Source organism: Rossellomorea vietnamensis (genome assembly GCF_008180615.1).
Taxonomy (GTDB): Bacteria; Bacillota; Bacilli; order Bacillales; family Bacillaceae_B; genus Rossellomorea; species Rossellomorea vietnamensis_D.
The window spans coordinates 1-17,810 of sequence record NZ_VTEH01000010.1 but is presented as its reverse complement, the minus strand read 5'-3'; the positions used below and the strand labels follow the sequence as shown (position 1 = coordinate 17,810).

Sequence of the window (17,810 nt, the reverse complement as noted above, 5' to 3'; positions counted from 1 at the left end):
AAGGTAACAGTTTTTTTACCACACCTTTTCTCAAGATGATGGGGGCAACGGTTATTTCCCTAAGCAAAATTGAGAGAAAAGCTGATCGATCAAGCTCTCATGAACACTTTCCCCAATGATCTCACCAAGGAGTTCCCATGTTCTTGTTAAATCGATCTGGGCGATATCGATTGGAGTCCCCATTTCGACTCCATTGATTGCTTCATCTATGCTGTTATGCGCTTGATTTAATAGGGCAATATGGCGGCTGTTGGATACATAGGTCATATCCCCCGCTTCAAGTGACCCTGCGAAGAACAGTGAAGATATGGCTTCTTCCAACTCATCGATTCCCTGTTCTTCCAATAAGGAAGTTGTAACAATCGCATGCTGTAATGCCAGTTCCTTCACTCTATCCATATCAATTTTCTGAGGAAGATCTGTTTTGTTGACGATGACAATTACGTCCATTCCTTCGACTGCTTTAAACAATTGTTCATCTTCATGAGTAAATTCGTCAGAGTAATTCAGCACAAGCAGGATTAAATCGGCTTCTTTCAAAACCTGCCTTGACCGTTCGACACCGATTCTTTCCACAATATCTTCGGTCTCGCGGATTCCAGCTGTATCAACAAGACGGAGCGGAACTCCCCTCACATTTACGTACTCTTCGATTACATCGCGTGTTGTTCCAGGGATATCTGTCACAATCGCTTTGTTTTCATGAACGAGGCTGTTGAGCAATGAAGATTTTCCTACGTTCGGTCTTCCGATAATGACTGTGGAAAGTCCTTCTCTAAGGATTTTTCCTTGTTCGGACGTTCGCAGAAGCTTTTCTATCTCTGCACGTACATATTTTGATTTCTCCAGCAGAACGCCATGGGTCATCTCTTCGACATCGTCGTACTCCGGATAGTCGATGTTTACCTCCACATGGGCAAGCGTCTCGAGAATTTCCTGACGAAGCTTCCGGATCAGCTTAGACAACCGGCCTTCCATCTGGTTAAGCGCAACATTCATGGCTCTGTCCGTTTTCGCTCTAATTAAGTCCATTACCGCCTCAGCTTGAGATAAATCAACTCGTCCATTAAGGAAAGCTCTTTTAGTGAACTCTCCGGGTTCTGCTAAACGAGCGCCGGATTTCAGCACCAGCTGAAGAACTTTATTAACTGAAACCAAGCCGCCATGGCAATTGATTTCGATAATATCTTCACGGGTGAAGGTTTTAGGGCCTTTCATGACCGACATCATGACTTCCTCTACAACGGCACCAGTAGAAGGATCGACAATATGTCCATAGTTGATTGTGTGGGAAGCCACATCGTGGACCGAATCACCTTTGATTCCTTTGAAGACTTTGTCCGCAATATCGAAGGCCTGGTCACCGCTCAAACGAACGATTGCTATCGCACCTTCTCCCATCGGAGTAGAAATGGCTGCTATCGTATCGAATTCCATCTCTCTCACCTCTTTTCTTAATCTCTTATTCCTGTCTCGTGCTCAACTATTAATTTTGAACACACGAAAGAATCCGGGATGGCTTTTTACTAACTTAGCCATTCCATCGGTAAAATATCTATATCGTAGTGATTTATTTATAGGCGTATCGTTCATCCTCTAAATGATTAGAATATCATACTCTTCATAGATAAAAAAGTTCAGGTTTATATTTATCCACAAAGACATTTTCCTCATTCTCTCATTTTAACTTATCCACATGTGAATAACAATAAAGCGAATCAGAACGTTTTTTGTATTTGTTTAAAACACTTCGTTTTTTTAGTCCTTTTTTAACTGCAGCCGATTTGTCTCCCAGTGCAGCTATACAGATTGAAATCTAAGAGTCAGAGATAAGATGCCGTAAAGAGAGCGGTTATTCAGCAGCAAATCCGGGGCTTAGAGAGAGAGTGCTGTAAGAAGAGTGTTTATATAGCACCAAATCCATTGATTTGAAAGATGATGCTGTAAAGAGAGCGGTTATACTGCATCAACTCCATAGATTTGAAAGATGATGCTGTAAAAAAAGCGGTTATACTGCATCAAATCCACGATTTAGAGAGATAGTGCTATAAAAAGAGCGTTTATACAGCATTAAATCCAGCACTCAAAGAGATGATGACGTAAAAAGAGCATTTATACAGCATTAACTCCAGGAATTAGAGAGATGATGCTGTAATAAGAGTGTTTATACAGCATTAAATTCAGCACTTAAAGAGATGATGACGTAAAAAGAGCGGTTATACTGCATTAACTCCAGGAATTAGAGAGATAGTGCTGTAAAAAGAGTGTTTATACAGCATTAACTCCAGCACTTAGAGAGGATCATGCCTAATAAAGAGCGCTTGTGATCTTTTCTGGCGAGCCCATCTTCAAAGGAGGAAGCTAATCCTTGTACTTTGAGCCGTAATAAGAAACCGATTAAGGATAGAAAGAGTTCACATTTTTTGCTGAGAAACATTTGTGGTGTTTAAGGCGTTTAGTACTTTATAACCCTAGGATAGAGGAATGGTGCCGCTGTTTTATCACTAACGGGATACTGGGGAACATGCTCTCAAACTATACGGAATTGAAGTGTTTAGGTTAACAAACACCAGGATTCTAAAGGAACTGGCGGCAAATGGCTGACTGAAACTCCAAAACAAAAAGCTGTATTCGGATATATTGTTGCTTTCAGATATCCCCGTATACTAAGGTTTTTTCTCAAATCTAAGAGAGCAGCTCTTTTCTTTTCCTGGTTATGAAGTTATTTCGGTGAATTATGGTTATTTTTTGGAATTAGTCCGAAATAACAACAAAGTTTACGAAAAGAGCTAAACAAAAAAAATCCAGGCTGATAACCAGCCTGGATGGAAGTCACTTATTTTCTTTTGGGTTCTATAACAATGTAGCGGTTTGGCTCAGAGCCTTCCGAGAAGGTTTCCACCTTTTTGGATCTCACCAAAGCAGAATGGATTACTTTTCGTTCATAGGAGGGCATCGGTTCCAATGAAACTTTCCGGTTCGTTCTTACCGCTTTTTCTGCGAGTCTTTCCGCTAAGCTGGCGAGTGTCTGCCTGCGTCTTTCGCGGTAATTTTCTGCATCCAGCACGACTGTGAGGAATTGTTCTGAATATCGATTGGCTACAAGTCCGGCTAAATGTTGAAGTGAATTCAATGTTTGGCCTCTTTTTCCAATTAACAAAGCGATTTTCTCACCTGCAAGTTGAAACTCGGCATGACGGCCATCTACTTTAATGTCTATTTCAACATCAATTCCCATCATATTACTGACGGAAATCAAATATTTCTTTACCTCATCAAACGGGTTGTTGATTTTTTTTACAAAAACCGTGGCAGGACGGGTTCCAAAAAGACCGAAAAATCCCTTTTTCCCCTCATCCTTCACTTCAATTTCTGCTTGTTCTCTACTGATGTTCAATTGAGCTAATGCAGATTCCACTGCTTCTTCGACCGATGGACCAGTAGCTGTTACTTCTCTCACTTTTTAGCTCCCGCGCTTTTCGCTGCGGCCTGTTTCAAGTCCGGCCCTTTGATGAAGTAGGTTTGAACGATCATGAATAAGTTACCAACAACCCAGTATAGAGAAAGTGCTGCCGGGAAGTTGATGGCAAAGATGATAATCATGACTGGCATAATGTAAAGCATCATAGCCATTTGTGGATTCTGGTTTGCTGTTCCTGCCATCATCATTTTCTGTTGTATGAAAGTCGTAGCACCAGCGATAAGCGGCAGAAGATAAAATGGATCCGGCAGACCAAGGTCAAACCATAAGAATGTATGGTTTTTAATCTCTTCGGTACGGCTTATGGCATGGTAAAAACCAATCAAAATCGGCATTTGGACAATTAGCGGAAAACAACCTGCTAATGGGTTGACACCATGTTTCTGGAATAGCCCCATTGTTTCCTGCTGCAGTTTCCTCTGTGTCTCTGCATCTTTTGAACTGTATTTTTCACGCAGTTTCTGCATTTCTGGTTGAAGCGCCTGCATGGCTTTGGAGTTTTTGGTCTGTTTAATCATTAATGGAAGAATCGCTAAACGAATAATAAGTGTAACGATAATGATTCCTAATCCATAACTTCCATCAAAAAATTCGGATACTTTTGTAATCAATAAAGAAAGAGGATACACAATGTATTCATTCCAAAATCCGGAACTCTCCTCTGTGATCGGCTGGTTATATTCCATGCACCCCGACAGGACAGTAACAAGTCCAATCATGACAAGCACGGCTAAAAATCTCTTTTTCACCCTCTACTTCCTCCCTAAAACTTTTTATCCGGACAACCTGGCTTGTCCATAAAGAAAATCCGATCATCTGAATTTCAATTATCGGAACTGGTGCAAACACAGGGATATTGTAACATCTTTTACTTCCCCTATGCTGTAGAAACTTGTCAAAGTTCTTACGATTTTTTATTTCCTTTTGTCAAACTGTGCATGCTGCTTGCTATCCAGCACTTTGCTTTTCTTTAAAACATGGATCAAGCTTTTCTTTATTTCATGAAAATCCATATCGGCCGCCGGTTTCCTGGCGATAATAACGTAATCATACTGATCCTTGACATCATCTTTCAATTCCAGAAAGACCTGTCTAATATATCGTTTAACTTGATTACGGACAACAGCATTTCCAATCTTCTTGCTGACAGAAAGACCTATTCGGAAGAATTTCTGTTCTTCTTTCTTGAGTCTGTACAAAACGAACTGTCTGTTAGCAATTGAGGTTCCCTTCTTGAATACCTCTTGGAATTCACTGTTTTTCTTCACTCGCTGTTCTTTTCGCATTTACCCACCTGCTATTTCTAAAGTAAATCAGTTCATTCAAGTTTGGAACCCTTTTTTCCAGTGAGATCGGCTTTAAAGGTTCATTTAAACATTAACTTCGCAACCCTGTTACCTTTTTTCTCTATTATAAGAAGATTTATACCCGGTCTGATTCAATGGCTGCTTTCGGATAACCCAGCACACTAATGCTATTTGCTCTTAATTTCCTGGTTCATTCTGGCTTTCTCTTTCGAAATAAAAGTCAAATAGCCAAAAAATTTACGAAAAGAGCCTTGAAAAAAGACCACTGATAAATTCAGTGGCCTAGGCAGATAATACTTTTCTTCCTTTTTGACGACGGCGAGCTAGAACTTTACGGCCGTTTTTTGAGCTCATACGTGCACGGAAACCGTGGTTTTTGCTTCTTTTACGAGAATTTGGTTGAAACGTTCTTTTCATATATGACACCTCCCTAAAGGAATGGATAAAATTATAGGTTAAAGACAGTCTTTTCAATTATAAAGAGAGGGACATAAATTGTCAATACCACCTCTTTTAATTTTTTGCAAGGCTGTAATGCTTTTATTAGGACAAATTTAAATCTATATATATTCCCCTTTGCTTCATTGTTTAAGGCTCCTATGATAAACTCTGCCGCTCTTCAAGGTGAATTTTGAAAAAGATTGTTTTCACATATTTTAATGAGCTGCTGCTCCCAGTTCAATTAAAACCAAAGGGAATATCAGGCTTTTGAGTTTGAGTTTGATTTTGACTGCAGCCAAAGAAGATTGAAAAGTGGAGTCCATACTTTTGTCCTTCCTTCTCTTGTTTCCCAAGGAAATTTTTCATATCTAAGGAGGTATTCACGTCTCTTGCACCTTTGTATAGAAGCAAACAGTCAGTTAATAGATGATATGCTATATTTCATCAATTCAAAGACCCAGTTTCTTCTCCCTCTTTATTTTGCTCTTGTCTTCTCTTAAGTGTTATTGCTTTTTACTATGCTTTTCAAATCCTCACTTAAATTCAACCTGGACATGCCATCCCGATTTTTATGCTGATCTCTGATAAAGGGGAATTCACAATTTTTTTTCCATTAGTGAACCAAATCTCAAGACAGTCATTTCAACTTCTTCAACAAATCTTCTATTTTAAAATGGTCTGATTCATGTTGTACTTTTTCGATACCAAACTGGACTCCACACAGCCTGTGGATATTTTTCGACACGAAAATTATCTATCCACAGCACATATTGACACCTTTTTCACAAATAAATACCCTGTGGAAAAGTTTTTTCAACAAGAACAGGCTATTGTGGATAAAGTTTAAAAGTCATTGCAACCGCAAGGATATTCTGATATGATTATTGTGTTTTCACTCTGAATTGCTATTGTTGGTAAAATACGTTATCCACAGTTGGTGGATAACTTGTGGATAGTTTGTACAGAGCCTTTGTAAAAGGTTGTCCACATAAGGTGGATATTGTCGAATAACCGTTTTTCTTCCTTATTATATATTTTTCCACATTCATAGTATTGTATTTTTATTAATAATAAACTTTTATCGGAGAGTCAGGCTGTACAATCGTTGTACATACTCTTAGAGGAAAAGGAGGGGACCAGTTTGGAGAATATAGGGGACTTGTGGAATAAAGCCCTCTCGAACATAGAGAAAAAGATCAGCAAACCCAGTTTTGATACTTGGTTGAAGTCTACTAAAGCTCATTCCATACAAGGAGATACACTTATCATCACCGCTCCCAATGAATTTGCCAGGGATTGGCTTGAAGGAAGGTATTCTCAATTAATTTCCGGTGTTCTATTGGACATTACAGGCGAAGAACTCATTGTTAAATTTATTATTCCGCAGAACCAGGAACCGGAAGAATTTGATATACCTGTACCTCCAAAGAAAGTCGCTGATAACGACGACAGCCAGGAGTTTCATCAAAATATGCTTAACCCTAAATATATGTTCGACACCTTTGTTATCGGATCCGGTAACCGCTTTGCACATGCTGCATCACTGGCTGTTGCCGAAGCGCCCGCGAAGGCATATAACCCGTTGTTCATTTACGGAGGAGTAGGACTTGGGAAGACCCACTTGATGCATGCCATCGGACATTATGTCCTTGAGCATAATCCGGCTGCAAAAGTGGTTTATTTATCTTCTGAGAAATTTACGAATGAATTCATCAATTCCATTCGTGACAATAAAGCCGTTGATTTCCGGAACAAATACCGCAGTGTTGATGTCCTTTTAATCGATGATATTCAATTTCTTGCAGGGAAAGAACAGACTCAGGAAGAGTTTTTCCATACCTTTAACACTTTGCATGAAGAAAGCAAGCAGATCGTCATTTCGAGTGACCGGCCTCCAAAAGAGATTCCGACACTTGAGGACAGGCTCCGTTCAAGGTTTGAGTGGGGACTGATTACAGATATCACTCCTCCTGACTTGGAAACAAGGATTGCGATCCTGCGGAAGAAGGCAAAAGCGGAAGGATTGGATATTCCTAATGAAGCCATGCTCTATATCGCTAACCAAATCGATTCCAACATCCGTGAACTGGAAGGTGCCTTGATCAGGGTTGTGGCCTATTCATCGTTAATCAACAAAGACATCAATGCCGATCTGGCTGCCGAAGCTTTGAAAGATATCATTCCAAGTTCTAAACCGAAAGTGATCACAATCGCTGATATTCAAAGAGTGGTCGGTGAACATTTCAATATAAAGCTGGAGGATTTCAAAGCGAAAAAGCGCACTAAATCCATTGCCTTCCCGAGACAGATTGCAATGTATTTATCTAGAGAAATGACTGATTTTTCACTTCCGAAAATTGGAGAAGAATTCGGGGGACGGGACCATACGACCGTCATTCATGCACATGAAAAAATCTCTAAAATGCTTGGAGCTGATTCAGCTTTTCAGCATCAGTTGAAAGAGATCAGGGATGTTTTAAAAAGTTAACTGCTTTATGCCCTCTTAATCAGCAGATTCTGAAGAGAAGAAGTGCGATCATCACTGGCCGGTGGGCCTGGTCCCAGCGCTAGCTGCCCGTAGTCGTGCCTTTGGAGCGGAAATCCTTTTTTTCCAAAAGCAGATTTTGAGAAAAAACCATATAAAACACCAAAAAGTTAATAGAGAGTTATCCTGAATACTGTTAATAACTTTGCTATGTTTGCACACAGTCTGTCCACATGTGGATAGGCTGTGTTTCCTTTCGTTTTTCCCACTTATCCACATACTAACAGGCCCTATTACTACTAGTACTATTTTTTTAATAAATATATTAGTATATGCAGCAGTAAAAAAATTATGTTCAAACTGGAGGAAAAGATAATGAAATTTGTTATCCAAAGGGACAATCTCGTACAGAGTGTCGGGGATGTCATGAAAGCTGTCACATCCAGAACAACGATTCCAATTCTAACGGGGATCAAAATAACAGCTAATGATGAAGGAGTCACATTGACAGGAAGCGACTCCGATATTTCCATTGAATCTTTTATCCCAAAAGAGGAAGAAGGAAATGAAATCGTAGAGGTTTTTGAAACAGGCGGAATTGTGCTGCAAGCGAAGTTCTTCAGCGAAATCGTTAAAAAACTTCCCATGGACACAGTCGAAATTGAAGTTCAAAACCATTTGCAAACAGTGATCCGCTCAGGGAAAGCAGAATTTAATTTAAATGGACTTGATCCAGAAGAATATCCACATCTCCCGCAGATTGAGGAAGGAAATGCTTTCAAGGTACCAACTGACTTGCTTAAGACCATGGTAAGACAAACGGTATTCGCAGTGTCCACCTCAGAAACACGCCCCATCTTGACAGGTGTAAACTGGAAGGTGGAAAATGGGGAACTTTCCTGTATTGCAACAGACAGCCATCGTCTTGCGATGAGAAAGGCTCCACTTGAAAACGATAATGGAAATGAATACAATATCGTGATTCCAGGGAAAAGTTTGACGGAGCTTAGCAAGATTCTCGATGATAATTCTGAACCAGTGGAGATTGTCATTACTGATAATCAAGTACTGTTCAAGGCAAAACACTTATTGTTTTTCTCCAGACTATTAGAAGGCAACTATCCTGATACAAGCCGTTTGATCCCAAATGAAAGCAAAACAGAGCTGGTACTGGCAACAAAAGAATTTCTCCAGGCGATTGACCGTGCTTCTCTTTTGGCTAGAGAAGGAAGAAATAATGTCGTTAAATTATCGACGGTAGAAAACGGCGTAATCGAAATCTCTTCCAATACTCCAGAAATCGGGAAAGTCATCGAGCAGGTTCAAAGCCAATCGAATGAGGGAGAAGAATTGAAGATTTCCTTCAGTGCCAAATATATGATGGATGCTCTAAAAGCATTGGAAGGAACAGAAATCCATATTGATTTTACAGGAGCAATGAGACCGTTCGTTATCAAGCCTCTCCATGACGACTCTATATTGCAGTTGATTCTGCCTGTAAGAACATATTAATTCAAAAAGTATATGAACCGACTGGCTGACTAACAACATCTTCCGTTATGCAGCCAGTCGCTTTTTCATTTAGGAAGCAGCAAGACAGTCAGCTTTAACACGTTAAACCACTAAGAGGGACTGTCCCTTTCAGCGCTTTAAAGTGCCGAAGCGCCTTCTCCAAAAGCATTTGCAGGTTGTGTTTTGTATTAAGGTGAAAATATAGTAAAATAAAATAATTAGATATTATGCCGGAAAGTAGTGATCTATCATGGAAAAGAGAATTACCATTGATACTGAATATATAACTTTGGGCCAGTTTTTGAAGCTGGCTGAACTGATTCAATCAGGAGGAATGGCTAAATGGTTCCTGAGTGAACATGCAGTCTTTGTTAACGGAGAACAGGATCAAAGAAGAGGAAGAAAATTGAGGGTTGGAGACAAAGTTGAAATAGAGGAAAATGGGGCTTTCATCATCTCTGACGAAGAATAAGAGGATGACTGTTTATGTACATTGAAGAAATTCAGCTCAAAAACTATCGAAACTATGACTCCATTGATATCACATTTGAAAACAGTGTGAATGTTATATTGGGAGAAAATGCCCAGGGAAAAACCAATATCATGGAGTCGATTTATGTTTTGGCAATGGCAAAATCCCACCGTACATCAAATGATAAAGATTTAATACGCTGGGATGAGGAATATGCTAAAATAAAAGGCAGGATACAAAAATATAATGGCTCTATCCCTCTTGAATTGGTGATTTCCAAAAAGGGCAAGAAAGCCAAATCCAATCATATTGAACAGAAGAAATTGAGTCAGTATGTAGGAAATATGAATGTCGTCATGTTTGCGCCTGAGGATCTCCACTTAGTGAAAGGGAGCCCTCAAGTGAGGCGCCGTTTTATTGATATGGAAATCGGGCAGGTATCACCTGTCTATTTGCATGATATCGCTTTGTATCAAAAGATCCTTCAGCAGCGCAATCATTACTTGAAGATGCTGCAGATTAAAAAGCAGAAAGATGAGACGATGCTCGACGTTTTGACAGAACAGCTGATTGAAGTAGCGGGGAAAATCATCCGCAAGCGATTTGACTTTATCAAGCTTCTGCAAGAATGGGCACGTCCCATCCATTCAGGGATATCCAGAGGCATTGAAACCCTGGATATTCAATATAAACCGTCCATAGATGTATGCGAAGATCAAGATTGGTCGAAAATGGTAGGAATACTAGAGGACAAATTTAATTCTATACGACAGCGTGAAATAGATAGAGGGGTGACTCTTGCCGGTCCTCACAGGGATGATCTGCAATTCTTTGTCAATGACAGGGATGTCCAGACTTTCGGATCTCAAGGCCAGCAGCGGACCACGGCCCTTTCTCTGAAGCTCGCTGAAATCGAACTGATTCATTCAGAAATTAAAGAATACCCGATTCTTTTACTGGACGACGTATTGTCTGAACTGGATGACTTCAGGCAGTCCCATTTACTCAATACTATTCAAGGCAAGGTGCAGACCTTTGTCACAACGACCAATGTGGACGGCATCGATCATCAGACGTTGAATGAGGCCACAACATTTGAAGTTGAAGCCGGTCAGATCAAGAGAGTGAAGTGAGGTGTTTCCATGTATATTCATGTTGGGGAAGATGTGATGGTAAGAACAGATGAAATTGTTGCAATAATAGACAAGGATACTGTTCAATTTTCAGAGGAAATGCAATTATTTCTTAAAAAGAAAGAAAAACAGACGAGCAACCTGGCAAAAGGTACATATAAGTCTCTAGTGGTCACCGTAGACCAGTTGTATCTTTCACCATTGGCATCCACCACATTGAAGAAGCGTTCGAGAAAATGGAATACTCATGACAATCTTTTAAATAGATAGTGAGAATGAATAATATATATATGCACAGGAAGTGTAGGTGAATTGGTTTGACAATGGAACAAGAACAAAGACAATCTTATGATGAGAATCAGATACAGGTTTTAGAAGGTTTGGAAGCGGTAAGGAAACGTCCCGGAATGTACATTGGTTCCACCAGCTCCAGAGGACTTCATCACTTGGTTTGGGAAATCGTCGATAACAGTATCGATGAAGCCCTTGCAGGTTACTGTTCCGAAATCAAAGTAACAATTGAAGAAGACAACAGCATTACGGTCCGCGATGATGGACGTGGAATCCCGGTTGGCATCCACGAAAAAATGGGAAGGCCTGCTGTTGAGGTCATCATGACCGTCCTTCATGCCGGCGGTAAATTCGGCGGCGGCGGTTATAAGGTTTCAGGCGGTCTCCATGGAGTAGGTGCTTCTGTCGTGAACGCCCTGTCGACAGAACTGGAAGTATTCGTCCACCGTGACGGAAAAATCCATTATCAGAAATTCGAAAAAGGCGCTCCAAGTTTTGATTTAAAAGTGACAGGAGAAACCGATGTAACAGGAACAATCATCCACTTCAAACCGGATCCTGAGATCTTTACGGAAACAAGAGAATATGAATATGACATCTTAGCAAATCGTCTTCGTGAGCTTGCTTTCCTTAACAAAGGAATCAGGATTGTCATCGAAGACAAGCGTGTCGAAGATAAAAGTAATGAGTACCATTATGAGGGTGGAATCAAGTCCTATGTCGAACATTTGAATCGGACAAAAGAAGTCATCCATGAAGAACCGATTTTCATTGAGGGTGAAAGAGAAAACATTTCTGTGGAAATAGCCCTTCAGTACAACGATGGTTTCGCGAGCAACCTTTACTCATTTGCCAATAACATTCATACGTATGAAGGCGGAACACACGAATCGGGATTCAAGACTGCCCTGACCCGTGTCATCAATGATTACGCCCGAAAAAATAATTTATATAAAGAAAGTGATGCCAATCTTTCTGGTGAAGATGTCCGTGAAGGGATCACTGCCATTATCTCTATCAAACATCCTGATCCCCAGTTTGAAGGACAAACAAAGACAAAGCTTGGGAACTCGGAAGCAAGAACGATAACAGATGCTTTGTTCTCTGAGCACTTTGAATCATTCCTGCTTGAAAATCCTGTGGTCGCCCGAAAAGTAGTCGACAAAGGCTTAATGGCAGCACGAGCAAGGCTTGCTGCGAAAAAAGCGCGTGAACTCACCCGCCGAAAGAGTGCCCTGGAAGTATCAAGCCTGCCTGGTAAACTGGCGGACTGTTCTTCAAGGGATCCCAAAATCAGTGAAATCTATATAGTTGAGGGTGACTCAGCAGGCGGATCGGCCAAACAGGGCCGTGACCGCCATTTCCAGGCGATCCTGCCTCTTAGAGGAAAGATCATCAACGTTGAGAAAGCAAGACTTGATAAAATCCTTTCCAACAACGAAGTACGTGCGATGATTACTGCACTTGGTACTGGAATCGGCGAAGATTTTGACATCTCAAAGGCGCGTTATCAAAAAGTCGTCATTATGACAGATGCGGATGTTGATGGAGCGCATATTCGTACGCTGCTGCTGACATTCTTCTACCGCTATATGAGACAGATTATTGAAGCTGGTTATATCTATATCGCCCAGCCGCCTTTGTATCAGATCAAGCAAGGTAAAAAGATAGACTATGTCTATTCAGATAAACAGCTGGAAGAGGCACTGGCACAGCTGCCTGCGCAGCCTAAACCGGGAATTCAGCGTTATAAAGGTTTAGGAGAGATGAATGCCACTCAGCTTTGGGAAACCACAATGGATCCTGAATTCAGGACCCTTCTGCAGGTAAGCCTGGAAGATGCAATCGAAGCGGACGAAACCTTCGAGATGCTTATGGGGGATAAAGTAGAGCCTCGCAGAAACTTTATTGAAGACAATGCTGCATATGTGAAAAACCTGGACGTTTAATTCCTCAGCAGGATAGAAGCATCTTTTTCTATCCTGTCTTTTACATAAGGACCTATTCAATCGAGAGTATGAAGACGGCAGTATATCACTAAGAAACTTAAGAAACAAAAGCGGACATAGGTAGCTAAAATACCTTTTAAAAGGAGGTCCCTTCTATTATGGCGGAAACACCACGTTCTAATGTAAAAGAAATTAATATTAGCCATGAAATGCGTACATCCTTCCTGGATTATGCCATGAGCGTTATCGTTTCCCGGGCATTGCCGGATGTACGGGACGGTCTAAAACCCGTACACCGAAGAATCTTATATGCGATGAACGACCTGGGAATGACATCTGATAAAGCCTATAAGAAATCTGCCCGTATCGTCGGCGAAGTAATCGGTAAGTATCACCCGCATGGTGATACAGCTGTATACGATACGATGGTGCGTATGGCACAGGATTTCAACTATCGTTATATGCTTGTAGACGGCCATGGGAACTTCGGATCTGTCGATGGAGATTCAGCAGCAGCCATGCGTTATACAGAAGCCAGAATGTCCAAGATTTCAATGGAAATAATCCGTGATATCAACAAAGATACAATCGACTATAGAGATAACTATGATGGTTCAGAACGTGAACCAATTGTCATGCCTGCACGTTTTCCGAACCTGTTGGTGAACGGTTCCTCAGGGATCGCTGTAGGTATGGCCACCAATATCCCGCCTCACCAGCTGGGTGAAGTGATTGACGGCCTTCTTGCACTGAGCAATGACCCGGAAATCACAATCCAGGAACTGATGGATTATATTCCAGGCCCTGATTTCCCTACAGCGGGAATGATCGTCGGCAGAAGCGGAATCCGCCGAGCATACGAATCAGGTAAAGGCTCCATCACTATGAGAGCTAGAGTAAGAATCGAGACAAAGGCGAACGGTAAAGAAACGATTATCGTCGAGGAGATTCCGTATCAGGTCAATAAAGCAAAGCTTATTGAAAAAATTGCTGACCTGGTTCGAGATAAAAAGATTGACGGCATAACAGACCTTCGCGATGAATCCGACCGAAACGGAATGAGGATCGTCATTGAAGTCCGCAAAGATGCCAATGCCAATGTCCTTCTGAACAACCTTTACAAACAAACGGCATTGCAGACGAGTTTCGGAATCAACCTGCTTGCCCTTGTAGATGGGCAGCCGAAGGTACTTAATCTAAAGCAGTGTCTCTATCATTATTTAGAGCACCAGAAAGTGGTCATTCGCAGAAGAACCGAGTTCGAACTGAAGAAGGCCGAAGCGCGTGCGCACATTTTGGAAGGCTTGCGTATAGCCCTTGACCATATCGATGAAATCATCGCTTTGATCCGCGGCTCTCAAACAACTGACATTGCGCGGGAAGGCTTAATGGAGAACTTCTCTCTTTCTGAGAAACAAGCTCAAGCAATCCTCGATATGCGTCTTCAGCGCTTGACTGGTTTAGAACGAGATAAGATTGAAAACGAGTATCAAGAGCTTCTTAAGCTGATTGCAGAATTAAGAGCAATCCTTGCTGATGAGGAAAAGGTATTGGAAATCATCCGTGAAGAATTGAATGAGATCAAAGAGCGCTTCAATGACCAACGCCGTACTGAAATTGTGGCGGGAGGCATTGAGCAGATTGAGGATGAAGATTTGATTCCACGCGAGAATATCATCCTTACACTGACTCATAATGGATATATCAAACGTCTTCCAGTCTCCACCTACCGCAGCCAGAAACGCGGCGGCCGCGGAATTCAGGGAATGGGTACGAATGAAGATGATTTTGTTGAACATCTTCTCACCACATCCACACACGATACGATCCTTTTCTTTACAAACAAAGGAAAGGCGTTTAAAGCAAAAGGATATGAGATTCCTGAGTTCAGCCGAACGGCTAAGGGGATTCCAATCATCAACATGCTGGGTGTCGACAAAGGTGAGTGGGTCAATGCAATGATTCGTATAGAAGAGTTCGTTGATGACTGGTACCTGTTCTTCACTACAAAGCAGGGAATATCAAAGCGTACACCAGTCTCTGACTTCGCTAACATCAGAACCAATGGCCTGATCGCGATCAATTTAAGGGAAAATGATGAACTCATTTCCGTTAAGCTGACGGATGGAAGCAAAGATATGATTATCGGAACCAAAAAAGGAATGCTGATCCGATTCCCTGAAACAGATGTGCGTTCAATGGGGCGTACAGCTACCGGGGTAAAAGGAATCAATCTTGATTCTGACGATATTGTGGTAGGCATGGAAATCCTTGAAGAGAAAGACGATGTCCTGGTCGTTACGGAAAAAGGATTCGGTAAACGGACACCAGCAGAGGAGTACCGTATTCAAACACGCGGCGGGAAAGGCTTGAAAACCTGCAACATCACTGAAAGAAACGGTGAGTTAATTTCTGTTAAAGCTGTAACTGGTGAAGAAGACCTTATGCTGATTACAGCTAACGGCGTACTGATCCGTATGGATGTCAATGATATCTCGACAACAGGCCGTAACACACAGGGTGTGAAGCTGATCCGTTTAGATGAAAACAGTTCAGTTGCTACAGTGGCGAAAGTCGAGAAGGACGAAGAAAAAGAAGAAGAAGAGATCCCTGTTGATCTGACAGAAGAATCGGCTGATGGAGTCACAGAGGAAACCTCTGAAGAGAACGCAAACGATAATGATAACGAGAGCAGTAACGAATAAAACAGTAATCACTCTCCTTTCCGGGGAGTGATTTTTTATTTTCAGCATCATTAATGTATGAAATGCTTAAGAAAAACGGTGCGAAGATTGTTAATTGTCTGGTAAAATAAAGAAATGAACGCTGGACAGAGGTGAAATAATGAAAATCAAGATACAAGAGGCAGAAGAAGGCTGCATTCTTAATCAGGATATTTGGGGAATGACTTCCTTACCCATCATACCTAAGAAAACGGTCATCAAAGATATCCATATTAAAGTATTGCACTCATTTAATATCGAAGAAATATCTGTTGAAAGGATTAAAGCAGACGGAACCCCGTTTTCTCCTGTACAAGCAGTAGAGGATGAAGAGGAAAGAACAACAAAGCCTCTAAGGCAAAATGGTGACTTCCTGAATTTATATCTGATTAAAGTTCAGGAGTTCAAAGGGGAATTCCAAAACTGGCAATCTGGAATGTCTGTCTCCATTTCAAAAATCCGAAGCATCATCCTGCCTTTGCTGGAGCTTGTGGAGGAAAACCCAAGTAATGTTGCCCACCTCCACCAATATACTTCTAAAAAGGATTATATCTATCATCATCCACTGGCCACTGGCCTGTTGAGCGGGTTGATTGCCAAGAGGCTCGGAATGGATAACGGAAAAAAAATCCAAGTGACTCTTGCCGGGGTGCTGGCCGATTGCGGGATGGCCAAAATCCCTGCATCCATCCTTAGTAAAGAGACAGCATTGTCAGAATCTCAATTCAAAGAAATCAAGATGCATCCAGTATATAGTTATAAAATGGTGAAAGATATCAACCTCCTGAAACCTGAAACAAAACTAGCCATATTTCAACATCATGAGAGAATGGATGACAGCGGCTATCCAACAGGAGAGAACAAAGAAAAAATCCACCAATTCTCAAAAATTATCGCAGTTGCGGATGTATTCCATGCAATGACATCTGAGAGGGTTTATAGGAGCAGACAGCTGCCATTCCAGGTGCTGGAGCAAATAAAGGAAGACCATTTTGGCAAGTATGACATCCAGGCGGTTCAGGCGCTTATGGATATCATCTCAGACCTTACCATCGGTACAGAAATCCGTTTATCCAACGGAGAAGCTGGGGAAGTCATGTTCATAACAAGAGAAAATCCAACCCGTCCGCTACTACAGATGAAGGAAACAGAGACGATTTTGGATCTTGCGAAGAGAAGAGACTTATTTATAGAAGAAGTACTTTCTTAATCTGCAGAATTCGAAGCGGATCAGCCGGATGCTGGTTCGTTTCTTTTTAATGGAGAATGCTTCAAGATAAGTGAGAGTTTATTTCACCTGTAAAATCATAATTTTTTCTTGTAATCTCATGATGGTAAATGTATAATGAATCTCGTTGGCAAAAAGCCGGCTGAAACTTTTTTTTGAAAAGTTATTGACATTATAACTAGATGAATGTTATATTATATAAGTCGCTTACGACAAGCGCACATTGAACATTGAAAACTAAACAACTCAAAACGTCAACGTAAATCTAGTAAGAACATGTTTCTTACAAAGTTGCTAATACTTTAAAAATAGCAAATGAGCAAGTCAAACTTCTTTCGGAGAGTTTGATCCTGGCTCAGGACGAACGCTGGCGGCGTGCCTAATACATGCAAGTCGAGCGGATTGATGGGAGCTTGCTCCCTGAAATCAGCGGCGGACGGGTGAGTAACACGTGGGTAACCTGCCTGTAAGACTGGGATAACTCCGGGAAACCGGGGCTAATACCGGATAGTTCTTTTCCTCGCATGAGGAAAAGTGGAAAGGCGGCTTCGGCTGCCACTTACAGATGGACCCGCGGCGCATTAGCTAGTTGGTGAGGTAACGGCTCACCAAGGCAACGATGCGTAGCCGACCTGAGAGGGTGATCGGCCACACTGGGACTGAGACACGGCCCAGACTCCTACGGGAGGCAGCAGTAGGGAATCTTCCGCAATGGACGAAAGTCTGACGGAGCAACGCCGCGTGAGTGATGAAGGTTTTCGGATCGTAAAGCTCTGTTGTTAGGGAAG

The 17,810-nt window shown here is 41.5% G+C and carries 13 protein-coding genes and 1 rRNA gene; 9 read left to right on the top strand and 5 right to left on the bottom strand.

Annotated elements, in window-relative coordinates; all coding sequences use genetic code 11:
• Positions 1-51: 51 nt before the first annotated feature.
• The 5 genes from mnmE to rpmH all read right to left on the bottom strand — a co-directional run bounded on the left by mnmE (position 52) and on the right by rpmH (position 5,205).
• A complete protein-coding gene (mnmE, locus tag FZC79_RS12965; RefSeq protein WP_148947207.1) occupies positions 52-1,437 on the bottom strand; it encodes a tRNA uridine-5-carboxymethylaminomethyl(34) synthesis GTPase MnmE in 1,386 nt (461 codons plus the stop codon).
• Between the two features lie 1,399 nt (positions 1,438-2,836).
• The gene (gene jag / locus FZC79_RS12960) at positions 2,837-3,460 is read right to left on the bottom strand and encodes an RNA-binding cell elongation regulator Jag/EloR (RefSeq protein ID WP_148947206.1); all 624 of its coding nucleotides are present in this window, start codon (positions 3,458-3,460) and stop codon (positions 2,837-2,839) included.
• The gene (gene spoIIIJ, locus FZC79_RS12955) at positions 3,457-4,230 is read right to left on the bottom strand and encodes a YidC family membrane integrase SpoIIIJ (protein WP_148947205.1); all 774 of its coding nucleotides are present in this window, start codon (positions 4,228-4,230) and stop codon (positions 3,457-3,459) included. Before spoIIIJ ends, jag begins: the two co-directional genes overlap by 4 nt.
• Positions 4,231-4,395: 165 nt before the next feature.
• On the bottom strand, positions 4,396-4,767 hold the full coding sequence (gene rnpA / locus FZC79_RS12950) for a ribonuclease P protein component (protein WP_148947204.1): 372 nt from the start codon (positions 4,765-4,767) through the stop codon (positions 4,396-4,398).
• A gap of 303 nt (positions 4,768-5,070) precedes the next feature.
• Positions 5,071-5,205: a 50S ribosomal protein L34 gene (rpmH, locus tag FZC79_RS12945; RefSeq protein WP_006837292.1), complete on the bottom strand. Its 135-nt coding sequence runs from the start codon at positions 5,203-5,205 to the stop codon at positions 5,071-5,073.
• Between the two features lie 1,165 nt (positions 5,206-6,370).
• Between rpmH and dnaA the strand changes: the two genes are divergently transcribed.
• The 9 genes from dnaA to FZC79_RS12900 all read left to right on the top strand — a co-directional run.
• Positions 6,371-7,717, top strand: a complete 1,347-nt coding sequence (gene dnaA / locus FZC79_RS12940) for a chromosomal replication initiator protein DnaA (protein ID WP_148947203.1) — start codon at positions 6,371-6,373, stop codon at positions 7,715-7,717.
• A gap of 372 nt (positions 7,718-8,089) precedes the next feature.
• Entirely contained in the window at positions 8,090-9,226 is a 1,137-nt protein-coding gene (gene dnaN, locus FZC79_RS12935) for a DNA polymerase III subunit beta (RefSeq protein WP_148947202.1), read from the top strand.
• Positions 9,227-9,476: 250 nt separating this feature from the next.
• Positions 9,477-9,698 carry a S4 domain-containing protein YaaA gene (yaaA, locus tag FZC79_RS12930; protein ID WP_148947201.1) on the top strand — a complete coding sequence of 74 codons (222 nt, stop codon included), beginning with the start codon at positions 9,477-9,479 and terminating at the stop codon, positions 9,696-9,698.
• A 14-nt stretch (positions 9,699-9,712) separates the two neighbouring features.
• Entirely contained in the window at positions 9,713-10,831 is a 1,119-nt protein-coding gene (gene recF / locus FZC79_RS12925) for a DNA replication/repair protein RecF (protein WP_148939487.1), read from the top strand.
• 9 nt (positions 10,832-10,840) lie between these two features.
• Positions 10,841-11,101 (top strand): extracellular matrix regulator RemB, encoded by a 261-nt coding sequence (gene remB / locus FZC79_RS12920; protein WP_148947200.1) that lies wholly within the window; start codon positions 10,841-10,843, stop codon positions 11,099-11,101.
• Between the two features lie 53 nt (positions 11,102-11,154).
• A complete protein-coding gene (gene gyrB, locus FZC79_RS12915; protein WP_148947289.1) occupies positions 11,155-13,071 on the top strand; it encodes a DNA topoisomerase (ATP-hydrolyzing) subunit B in 1,917 nt (638 codons plus the stop codon).
• Between the two features lie 158 nt (positions 13,072-13,229).
• Entirely contained in the window at positions 13,230-15,776 is a 2,547-nt protein-coding gene (gene gyrA / locus FZC79_RS12910) for a DNA gyrase subunit A (RefSeq protein WP_148939489.1), read from the top strand.
• Between the two features lie 139 nt (positions 15,777-15,915).
• Positions 15,916-17,004 carry an HD-GYP domain-containing protein gene (locus tag FZC79_RS12905; protein WP_148947199.1) on the top strand — a complete coding sequence of 363 codons (1,089 nt, stop codon included), beginning with the start codon at positions 15,916-15,918 and terminating at the stop codon, positions 17,002-17,004.
• 350 nt (positions 17,005-17,354) lie between these two features.
• Positions 17,355-17,810: ribosomal RNA gene (locus FZC79_RS12900) — 16S ribosomal RNA — on the top strand; the annotation flags it as partial.